Source organism: Pseudomaricurvus sp., from assembly GCF_965662505.1.
Classification (GTDB): Bacteria; Pseudomonadota; Gammaproteobacteria; order Pseudomonadales; family Cellvibrionaceae; genus Pseudomaricurvus.
The window spans coordinates 1-10,535 of record NZ_CBFIHX010000120.1 but is presented as its reverse complement, the minus strand read 5'-3'; the positions used below and the strand labels follow the sequence as shown (position 1 = coordinate 10,535).

10 protein-coding genes are annotated in these 10,535 nt (G+C 48.2%); 2 read left to right on the top strand and 8 right to left on the bottom strand.

Going from position 1 to position 10,535, the window contains the following annotated elements:
• The 4 genes from ACTG33_RS14105 to ACTG33_RS14090 all read right to left on the bottom strand — a co-directional run.
• On the bottom strand, nt 1–939 hold a 939-nt coding region (locus ACTG33_RS14105; protein ID WP_439135865.1), incomplete at its 3' end, for a sensor histidine kinase.
• Nucleotides 940–1,067: 128 nt separating this feature from the next.
• Entirely contained in the window at nt 1,068–1,268 is a 201-nt protein-coding gene (locus ACTG33_RS14100) for a DUF2788 domain-containing protein (RefSeq protein WP_439135864.1), read from the bottom strand.
• A 93-nt stretch (nt 1,269–1,361) separates the two neighbouring features.
• Nucleotides 1,362–2,291: an electron transfer flavoprotein subunit alpha/FixB family protein gene (locus ACTG33_RS14095; RefSeq protein WP_439135863.1), complete on the bottom strand. Its 930-nt coding sequence runs from the start codon at nt 2,289–2,291 to the stop codon at nt 1,362–1,364.
• The gene (locus ACTG33_RS14090) at nt 2,288–3,040 is read right to left on the bottom strand and encodes an electron transfer flavoprotein subunit beta/FixA family protein (RefSeq protein ID WP_439135862.1); all 753 of its coding nucleotides are present in this window, start codon (nt 3,038–3,040) and stop codon (nt 2,288–2,290) included. Before ACTG33_RS14090 ends, ACTG33_RS14095 begins: the two co-directional genes overlap by 4 nt.
• 488 nt (nt 3,041–3,528) lie before the next feature.
• Between ACTG33_RS14090 and ACTG33_RS14085 the strand changes: the two genes are divergently transcribed.
• Entirely contained in the window at nt 3,529–5,154 is a 1,626-nt protein-coding gene (locus ACTG33_RS14085) for an electron transfer flavoprotein-ubiquinone oxidoreductase (protein WP_439135866.1), read from the top strand.
• Nucleotides 5,155–5,312: 158 nt separating this feature from the next.
• On the opposite strand, the gene ACTG33_RS14080 is transcribed toward ACTG33_RS14085, so the two are convergent.
• Both ACTG33_RS14080 and ACTG33_RS14075 read right to left on the bottom strand, forming a co-directional pair.
• Nucleotides 5,313–5,885, bottom strand: a complete 573-nt coding sequence (locus ACTG33_RS14080) for a DUF1285 domain-containing protein (protein ID WP_439135861.1) — start codon at nt 5,883–5,885, stop codon at nt 5,313–5,315.
• A 26-nt stretch (nt 5,886–5,911) separates the two neighbouring features.
• Nucleotides 5,912–6,559 (bottom strand): TetR/AcrR family transcriptional regulator, encoded by a 648-nt coding sequence (locus ACTG33_RS14075; RefSeq protein ID WP_439135860.1) that lies wholly within the window; start codon nt 6,557–6,559, stop codon nt 5,912–5,914.
• Between the two features lie 258 nt (nt 6,560–6,817).
• Here ACTG33_RS14075 and ACTG33_RS14070 point away from each other — a divergent pair, with 258 nt between their 5' ends.
• Nucleotides 6,818–7,606, top strand: a complete 789-nt coding sequence (locus tag ACTG33_RS14070; protein WP_439135859.1) for a potassium channel family protein — start codon at nt 6,818–6,820, stop codon at nt 7,604–7,606.
• Nucleotides 7,607–7,929: 323 nt separating this feature from the next.
• On the opposite strand, the gene trmH is transcribed toward ACTG33_RS14070, so the two are convergent.
• Together trmH and ACTG33_RS14060 are read right to left on the bottom strand one after the other, a co-directional pair.
• Nucleotides 7,930–8,631, bottom strand: coding sequence for a tRNA (guanosine(18)-2'-O)-methyltransferase TrmH (gene trmH, locus ACTG33_RS14065; protein ID WP_439135858.1), 702 nt, complete (start codon nt 8,629–8,631; stop codon nt 7,930–7,932).
• A 493-nt stretch (nt 8,632–9,124) separates the two neighbouring features.
• Nucleotides 9,125–10,535: malate synthase G (locus tag ACTG33_RS14060; protein WP_439135857.1), on the bottom strand; the 1,411-nt coding region annotated here is incomplete at its 5' end.

The window sequence follows — 10,535 nt, the reverse complement described above, 5'->3', positions numbered from 1 at the left end:
GTTAACGGCAATGTCGGTAATCCACAATTCCAACAGCGAGCGCAGGTTAAAGACGCTGTGATCCAAAACCAGTGTGCGGTTGGTTATGCGTGAAAAGTCGACGATGTTATTAACCAGATCCAACTGACGTTCACCGGCTTTCTGCGCCAGTTGTAGCAGTTCGTGTTGATGAGAGTCCAGTTTGCTGTCTGTCAGTAACGACAAGCCACCAAGTATATCGTTGAGTGACGTTCTGAATTCATGACCGAGGTTCACCAAAAACTGTGAGTTCAGGTCGACAGAAGCATCGATATCCCGCTTTTCCACCTCAAGGCTGATGGTCTTTTGACGCAGAGCGTAGTTAGCTTCTAAGCGCTCCCAATAGCCGTGATAGAGTGAGTTGACCAGATGCAACAGAAGCCCGAGGAAGATCAGCATCATAATGCTGTACATATACCCGAGTACGCCACCGACATAAAAAGCAGCAACCACCGGAGGCAATAAGGTAATTAGCAGGTAAGCCTGACTAAAGACGCGATACGGTGACGTAGCGTGAATGGTTGTTGCAAAAAAGATGATGGTGTAAAACCAAAGAAGTGGCGTCTCGCCTGTCATACCCAGCGTTAAAGTTGAAACCACCAGAATGACGCTCCACCAGCTCGCACCAGTCAAGGTGGCAATAAAGAAAAGTGTTCTCCAGCGAGATGGGCCAGTGGCGTAAATCTGATCAAATCGAGCGATGAAAAAACCGCGAATCAGAGCGGTAATAATCAGACCCGTAGTCAGGGCAATGGTTATCGTAGGGGCAATGCTGGTGAGGTCGCCGATGGAGAGGCACAGGAAGTAGGTAAAAACATTGACCAAGAGTCCCCGGCCGCTGAATTTGACCAGCCGAGAATCGGTTTCGTGCATAACCTTACGGTCTTTCTGAACCTTGCTTTGAGGCTTAAATAAAATCACGTTTTACCTGTTTGATTGTTGAGATCATTCTCTTCTAAGAAGTATAGACTCAAAAAGCAATCTCGAAACAACATTAAGTGATTAATATTTATTTATATAAATTAGGAGGTTACGTTATCTATCTGAGGCTATTTCTCGACAACTTCTACCAACACGGTTTTGATAATAAAGCCGAGCAAACCGAGTCCCAATGCGACAAATAATATAAAAGTACCAAACCGGCCGGCTTTCGATTTTTTCGCGAGATCCCACATAATGAAGACCATGAAAGCGATGAGGCCGCCAACACCAAGGATCAGTGACCAGTGTTCAAATGTATCTATGTCCATCTATACCTCTATGAACGAGTGGGAAAAATAAAGTGTAGTTACAAAAAAGCCGGCGACGAGGCCGGCTTTTCACGAATCAATCTTTGGGATTGATTACAGGCTGCTTTCCAGTTCAGGAACAGCTTCAAACAAGTCAGCTACCAGACCGTAATCAGCAACCTGGAAAATAGGCGCCTCTTCGTCTTTGTTGATAGCAACGATGACTTTACTGTCCTTCATGCCAGCCAAGTGCTGGATGGCACCGGAGATGCCTACAGCAACGTACAGGTCAGGGGCAACGATCTTACCGGTTTGACCAACTTGCATGTCATTCGGTACGAAGCCAGCATCAACAGCAGCACGTGAAGCGCCAACCGCAGCACCCAGTTTGTCAGCAACTTTGTACAGCATTTCAAAGTTGTCGCCATTCTGCATACCGCGACCACCAGAGATCACAATGCTTGCAGCAGTCAGGTCAGGGCGGTCGCTAACAGCCAGCTCTTCTCCAACAAAGCTGGAAATGCCAGCATCATCAGCAGAAGACAGGGCTTCTACAGCAGCAGATCCGCCTTCAGCTGGAACGCCATCAAATGCAGTACCACGAACGGTCAGAACTTTAATTGCGTCAGAGCTCTGAACAGTAGCAATCACATTGCCCGCATAAACAGGACGCTTGAAGGTGTCAGCGCTTTCTACCGCAATGATGTCGGAGATAGCCTGAACATCCAGCAGAGCGGCAGCGCGAGGAGCGATGTTTTTGCCGTTAGTGGTAGATGGGAACAGGATGTGTGTGTAGTTTTTACCGATTTCAGCAACCAGCAAAGAAACGTTTTCAGCCAGCTGATGCGCGTAAGCAGCGTTGTCAGCAACCAATACTTTGGCTACACCGTCAACTTTAGCAGCAGCTTCACCGGCAGCGGCACAATCAGAGCCGGCAACCAGTACTTCAATGTCGCCACCAATGGCTTTAGCAGCAGCAACAACGTTCAGAGTTGCGCCATTGAGGCTGGCGTTGTCGTGTTCAGCAATTACTAAGATGCTCATGAGATTACCTTCGCCTCGTTTTTCAATTTGTCGACCAGTTCAGCAACGTCAGCTACCTTGATGCCAGCTTGACGCTCAGCAGGTGGCTCAACTTTCAAAGTCTGAACGCGAGGTGCGGTATCAACACCCAAGTCTGCTGGAGTGGTAGTATCCAGAGGCTTTTTCTTTGCTTTCATGATGTTAGGCAGAGACGCGTAACGTGGTTCATTCAAGCGCAGGTCAGTGGTGACAATGGCTGGCAGGTTCAATTCAACGGTCTGCAGACCACCGTCGATTTCACGAGTGACCTTCACTTTACCGTCAGCAACTTCTACTTCAGAAGCAAAAGTACCTTGTGGCATTGAAGTCAAAGCCCCCAGCATCTGGCCGGTCTGGTTGTTGTCGCCATCAATGGACTGTTTGCCCATGATGACCAGATCCGGGCTCTCGTTGGCGATGATTGCTTTCAGGCACTTGGCAACAGCCAGTGGCTCAAGAGCGTCATCAGACTCAACCAGAATGCCGCGATCAGCGCCCAAAGCCATTGCAGTGCGGATTTGCTCCTGCGATTGCTTGGGACCCATTGAGACCGCTACGATTTCGGTGGCAACACCCTTCTCTTTCAGGCGAACTGCTTCTTCGACAGCAATTTCACAAAAGGGGTTGATGGACATTTTAGCGTTGGCGATATCAACGTCGGTGCCGTCGGACTTTGGACGGACCTTCACGTTGTAATCAACAACGCGTTTAACTGCAACAAGAATCTTCATGGATTTCCCATTCGCTTATCTGTTAAGGATAAAAACCAGCCATTACCACGGCAATATACTAGCGTTTCCATGGCTCGGAAGCCTGACCCGACCTCTTGTATAAGGTTCTATCGGTCTTTTGAGCGGCGGATATACTGACCGTTTCGCCCTTTAAAATCAATACCCACGCGTTTTTAGCTGCCGAAACAACAGACAAAAACCACCTTTCTCTGCGTAACACCCCTGAAATAAGGGGGGATGTGGGGAATCAACCTATCATCAGTCATTTGACTGCGGGGTAAGTATGAACTCGGATTAGGCAATAGAAAGTGCCCAAAGTGCCCTTTTTCAGGGGTAAATGGTAGAAATTGCCATTGGTATCAGCTAGTTAGCTTCTATATAATCCGCGACAGGTAAAACTACCGTGATATGCCTAAGATTAGCCAAGGCTTTCTGTTTTGCAAAACGATTCATAACAGCCAGGAGAGAAGACTGTGGAACGTGAATATATGGAATACGATGTCGTCATCGTCGGTGCCGGCCCCTCTGGTTTAGCCGCTGCATGCCGTATTCGCCAACTGAACGAAGAAATCAGCGTCTGTGTGGTTGAAAAAGGCTCTGAGGTTGGTGCACACATCCTCTCAGGTGCTGTGTTTGAACCCAAAGCTCTGAATGAACTCTTCCCAGACTGGAAAGAAAAAGGTGCGCCAGTAAACGTTTCCGTCACCGGTGACGACATCTACGTACTTAAAAATGAAGAGAAAGGTCAAAAGGTACCTAATTTCTTTGTGCCGAAAACCATGCACAATGAAGGCAACTACATCATCAGCCTGGGCAACCTGTGCCGCTGGCTGGCTGAGCAGGCCGAAGCGCTGGGTGTGGAAATTTATCCCTGCTTTGCCGCATCAGAAGTCCTGTATAACGAAGATGGCAGCGTAAAGGGTATCGCGACTGGCGATATGGGCGTTGGCATGAATGGCGAGCAGAAAGACTCCTACATGCCGGGCATGGAACTGCACGGTAAGTACACTCTGTTTGGCGAAGGCTGTCGTGGTCACCTGGGTAAGCAACTTATTGAGAAGTTCAACCTGAATGAAGGCAAAGAACCACAGCACTACGGACTCGGCATCAAGGAAATCTGGAAAGTTCCTGCTGAGCAGCACCAAGAAGGTTTGGTTGTTCATACCGCTGGCTGGCCTCTGGCCGAAAACGGCGCTGCCGGTGGTAGCTTCCTGTACCACATCGAAGACAATCAGGTGGTTTGCGGTCTGATTACAGACCTGTCATACGACAACCCATACCTGAGCCCATTTGATGAGTTCCAGCGTTACAAGCACCATCCGGTTATTAAACAGTACCTGGAAGGCGGTGAGCGTTTGGTTTACGGTGCTCGCGCGATTACCAAAGGCGGTATTCAGTCACAGCCAAAAATGCACTTCCCTGGCGGTATGCTGATTGGTGACGATGCTGGGACTTTGAACTTTGCCAAGATCAAGGGCAGCCACACGGCCATGAAGTCTGGCATGGTTGCGGCGGAATGTATCGCTGAAGCCATTAAAGCAGAGCGTGCAAACGATGACGTGACTGAGTTTGGTGAGGCTTACAAGAACTCCTGGGCTTACAAAGAACTGTGGGCACAACGTAACTTTGGTCCTGCCCAGCATAAGTGGGGCAACATCATTGGTTCCGCTTACGCGTTTATTGATATCAATATCTTTAATGGTAACTTGCCCTGGACGCTGTCAGACCCAGTTGCAGACCACGCTCAAATGAAGCCTGCGTCAGACTTCTCGCCCATCACTTATCCCAAGCCTGATGGTAAGCTGAGCTTTGACAAACTGACTTCTGTGTTTCTGTCTAACACGAACCACGAAGAAGATCAGCCTTGTCATCTGACCCTGAAAGATAAAGATGTGCCTATCAACTTCAACCTGCCGACTTATGCAGAGCCAGCGCAGCGCTACTGCCCAGCCGGTGTGTACGAAGTAATGGAAGAAGATAATGGCGACAAGCGCTTCCAGATCAATGCACAGAACTGTGTGCACTGTAAGACTTGCGACATCAAAGACCCAACGCAGAACATTGTTTGGGTTGTGCCTGAAGGGGCTGGTGGTCCAAACTATCCTAATATGTAATCGCTCATATTAGGCAGGTAAAAAAGGAGGCTAAGCCTCCTTTTTTTGTGTCTATTTAACTGTTACAAGCAGTTACTAATTATCAACAGCTGCGGGTTAATAATTATTAAAAGGCTAATAGCGCGCAAACTTTGTTGGCCCCAAGACTTAAGTCAAGGCTAATCAATACTGCCAATAGCGTAGGTTTCACCTGCACTTTCGAATACCCACTGCTCTTTACCGTCCGCATCAGTCACTGGATTACAAAGGCTGACCAACTCATAAAACACATTGCGGCTTAGCAGGCCGGGAAGGTTGTTTCTGACCATCATCATGGGCAAGGGCGTACTCTCAATCCCCTCTTCTATCCAGAAGGGATTGTCGGGTCCAATCAGCACCTCGTTACCGACGTTGCTGGTCAGTACGATTCCCTGTGCTCCATTTTCCTCTTCGCAACGCAGGGAGAGCATGACAAATGGCGCAACATCGACTGTGATGCGCCACTTCTCTACTGGGGTAAGCAGGAAGTAATCATCGCCTTCTCGCTTGAGGATGCTGGAAAACATCTTGACCATGGCTGGGCGGTTGAGTTTGCCTCCCTGATAAAACCATTGACCTTCTCGATCGATTCGCATGTCGAGATCCCCATTGAGGTCAGGGTTCCATTTATCGACAGGCGGCAAGCTTTCTTCATAGTCATCCTGCATATTCTGCAGGGATTTGAACAGTCGTTCCGAGGCGTTATCGGTCATGCTTCTAGCTCCTCAGTTACTTTGCGCTATTTGGATTCTTCATCGTTCGACGGGGTTTTGACTCCCATATGAAGCCCAAGATCCATAATGAATTTCATGAAATCCGGTTTGTCGGCAACAAGGTTTTGGAACGAATGGTTGTGGTAGAGTTCAACAGCGCCGTGTGTCAGTGCCCAATAAGCGAGGTAATAATAATAAGGCGGAACATCCTTAATAAGGCGCCCTTCTTTTATACGGTTGGCAAATGACTGATTTAGATTCACCAAAGCCGCCTGACGCAGGTTCTCTAGTTCTTCCAGCTTTTCTTTTTCTTCACCATTGGCAACCATCTTTTCTTCAAGGCGCTGAAACAGCCTGGCTCGAACTGGGTCTGACATCCGCTTACTAAAGTACACTCGGGCCGGGGCGCTGTAATCCCCTGCTTCAGCATCAATAATAGCCTGATCCATATCGACCTTCAGTTGCTGTTCGTAATCAAACAGTAGGCGGATATAGATCTCAGACTTGGAGGTGAAATGCTTGTAAATGGTACCTTTGCCGATATCGACACGAGCAGCAATCTGCTCGACGGTCACCTTGTCTTCACCGTGTTCGATCAGCAGTTCCAGGGCAGTATCGAGGATGGACTGTTCTCGCTGCCTGAATTGTTGAACCTTTTGTTTTGCCTTATCCATTAAGCTCACCTTCTAGAAAACTGTGCGGGTAGATAGACTATGCGGGTCAGGACTGTGCTGTTGAATAAGCACAGGATAATTGATTTCTGGGATAACAAATAGTGAATATTTTGGGAGTTTGGGTCACAAACTGAAAGTTTCAACGGATTTTCGCTATATTAAAAAAGTCTTTTAAAGACTGTAGAACATAAGTACGGGGTCAACTTCGGCTTTTAGCCTCTATGTTGATCGCCTCACGCCACCAAAGGAGTCGGAAAAATGAATATCATGCCGTATTTGGGGCTCGCGGGTCCGGATAGCCGTGAGAATGAGCGTGCGTTGATGTGCTACAGAGTTTTGGAGTGGCCCTTATTGGCGGCTGGTTTTTGGCTCCTTGGGATTTGGTACGAAAGCAGTATTCTGGGGAAAGAAGAACTGCTAAACGTTCCTCTAGACCTCGCTCTTTGGTTCATGTTTGTCGTAGAGGCCGTGCTAATGCTGCTTTTGGTGGACAACCGGAAGCGGTATCTTCGACACAACTGGATGAATATCGCCATTATTGTGACAGGTCTACCTCTGTTGTTTGGTGTTGAATCGTATATGGGGGCACTGCGTTTATTACGCCTGCTGATATTGGTGGATCTCAGTGTCCATATGGGCGCCTCATTGATTCGTCTTCTATCACGCAATGCCTTGGCGCCAACTTTTCTGGGGTCTGCCATAGTGGTGTTTATGGCGGGCTTTGCGATCAGCGCCATCGACCCCGCGATACACAGCCCGACTGAGGGAATTTGGTGGGCATGGGTAACCATCACAACTGTGGGGTATGGAGACCTTGTTCCTGTCACAACAGTAGGTCGGATATTTGCCGGACTATTGATGCTGATTGGATTGGGGCTGATATCCCTACTGACCGCTAATATCGCTGCACTTGCGATTGAACGTTCTTCACAGGAAGATGATCGGCGAAAACAACTTAAGGATTCACAGCAGTCCGCGAAACTGGAGCAGCAATTGCATCGTATTGAGATGAAGCTGGATAAGCTCTCACAAGAGCGCAATCGCTAAAGATATAGCCTTTTAGACCAAGAAAATTCTAAAGATATTGCGAATATGTTTAAGAACCTGTCTCGACCTACTGGAAGTTTCCGAGACCTGGGCGATACTTAATTCAACTGGTGGCACACATCCCCCAAGTGTTAGTAAGCACCGGTTGAGCTGAAGGGCGAACCGACAGCTCAATTTTAAGGATCTGCCTTTATATGACGCCAAAGGCTTTCCCTTAAAATGTTTCACTCCTAATGGTCTTACGGACAGTCCCTCCCCCAGGGCTGTCCGATTTTTTTATTTGGCTACAATTTCTGTTCCCGCCACTTACAATTCCTACGGCATTAATCTTGCTGTTGCCGATCAGCCGTCTCCCGTATCTGTCGATACCACTCTGCCGGATTGATAATCTCTCCCTCGCTGTCCAAAGGTGGATACGAAAGCCCCCTCTCGTCACAGAACTTGGTCACGATAGGCTGACACCACTGAAACAGCTTGGTCTGATAGGTGTCATCAGGCAGCCTGCGATGATTGTAGAGTCCGGCAGATTGCCTCTGCCGCTGTACTTCAGTGAGGATGATCGCGCATGCCACCGAGACATTAAAGGATTCGACCATCCCCATCATTGGAATAGTGACCTCTTCATCCACAAGCGCTAAAGCTTCTGCACTGACCCCCTCTTTTTCAGTACCCATCAACAGTGCCGTCGGAACGGTATAGTCGACATCCCTGAAATCTACAGCCGTGTCAGATAGATGAGCAGCCACAATTTTAAAACCTTTCTGTTTCAGCTTATCAATGCCACTGGCCACATTATCGTGAAGGACGGTATCCACCCATTTATGGCTTCCCAAAGCGGTACCGCGAAACGCGCGATATCCTTTTCGCGGTTCAACACAATGGAACTCCGGAATACCCACCGCATCACAGGTTCTGACAATAGCGGATAAATTACGCCCCTTATGCACTTCATCAGTGATAACTGTTAAATCGGGTTGACGCTGTGAGAGCACGTTGCAGATGGTTTCAAATCGTTCTGGAGTCATAATCAATAGCAGTTGTGATAAACGGTCTTGAAACCCGCCATGGAAGTGCGGCCAAGACGTAAAAAATTGGGTAACGAAAAGTAACGCTTTCTGCACAGAATTTCATCAAAAATTCACAAATAAATTAATCCACAGAAACAGTGGATAACATTGTGCGTAACTTTGATAAAGCACGTTTTTAGCCTACACATAAGCGCCCAACTACGGATTGATCAAAAAACAACCACACCCAAAAAGCCTTTAAATATCAGTAGATTAGGCAAATCAATATCTATTTTTGGTTATGTTGACATTTTTTCGTCGCTTAAATTACTAATTCTTTTACCGTGTGCATAAAGCGTTAGTGTACCTTAACGGCCAAGCCTACGTAGTCACAAAAGATTCACCGGACAAGCTGCAGAACTGTCATAAAACTCTGAATGTTTTACAGGCAAAAAAAAGCCCGGCTTTGCCGGGCTAAAAAGGTGGAAATAGAAAATGAGAAACTAAAATGTTACTGGGCTTTGTACTCGATGCGGTAAGCGTGTAACAGTGGCTCGGTATAACCGGACGGCTGTTCTTTGCCTTTAAAGACAAGATCGCACGCGGCTTTGAAGGCAACGCCATCAAAGTCGGGAGCCATATTTGTGTAGTCGGGGTCGCCAGCATTCTGACCATCAACCACAGCGGCCATACGCTTCATAGCTTCAAGCACTTGCTCTTCTGTACAGATGCCGTGCTCAATCCAGTTCGCCAAATGCTGCGAAGAAATACGCAAAGTTGCGCGGTCTTCCATCAGCCCCACGTTATTAATGTCTGGCACTTTTGAACAACCAACGCCAGCATCAATCCAGCGAACAACGTAACCGAGGATACCCTGGGCGTTGTTGTCGAGTTCAAATTTAATTTCTTCTGGCGTCAGTTCTGACGGACTTTCCAGCAGTGGAATGTGCAGGATGTCGTCGAGACTGGCACGACCACGTGAAGCCAGTTCTTTCTGACGTTCAAACACATTGACCTGATGGTAGTGAGTGCTGTGCAAAGTGGCACCGTTCGGCGATGGAACCCAGGCAGTGTTTGCACCAGACTTTGGATGACCAATCTTTTGCTCCAGCATGGCTGCCATTTCGTCAGGCATGGCCCACATGCCTTTACCGATTTGAGACTTGCCAGGCAGGCCGCACTCAATCCCAACATCGACGTTCCAGTCTTCGTAGGCACCAATCCAGGCTTGCTGCTTCATGACAGATTTAGGTACAAAAGGTCCTGCCAGCATGGAGGTGTGAATTTCATCACCGGTGCGATCGAGGAAGCCAGTGTTGATGAATACCACGCGATCCTGAGCGACACGGATACACTCTTTCAGGTTAACCGTGGTACGGCGCTCTTCGTCCATAATGCCGACTTTCAGCGTGTTTTCTGCCAATCCCAGAGCTTTTTCAACGCGCTCAAACAACTCAACCGCAAACGCAACTTCTTCGGGGCCGTGCATCTTCGGTTTCACAATGTTGACGCTGCCAGCCCGGCTGTTTGTACGAGTAGTGGTGTTATTTAGATCGTGGATAGCTGCCAGAACGGTGACCATGGCATCCATAATCCCTTCAGGCACTTCATTGCCTTGCTTGTCCAGAATCGCGGGGTTAGTCATCAGGTGACCCACGTTACGAATGAACAGAAGACTGCGGCCGTGCAAAGTCAGCTCAGAACCGTCGGCAGTTTTATAAGTCCGATCAGGATTCATAGTGCGGGTCATGGTTTGCCCGCCTTTTTCGAAAGACTCGCTGAGGGTGCCTTTCATCAACCCCAGCCAGTTACTGTAGACTTCAACTTTGTCTTCTGCATCAACGGCGGCAACAGAGTCTTCACAATCCATAATGGTCGTGACCGCGGCTTCAACCAGTAGATCCTGTACGTTGGCAGCGTCG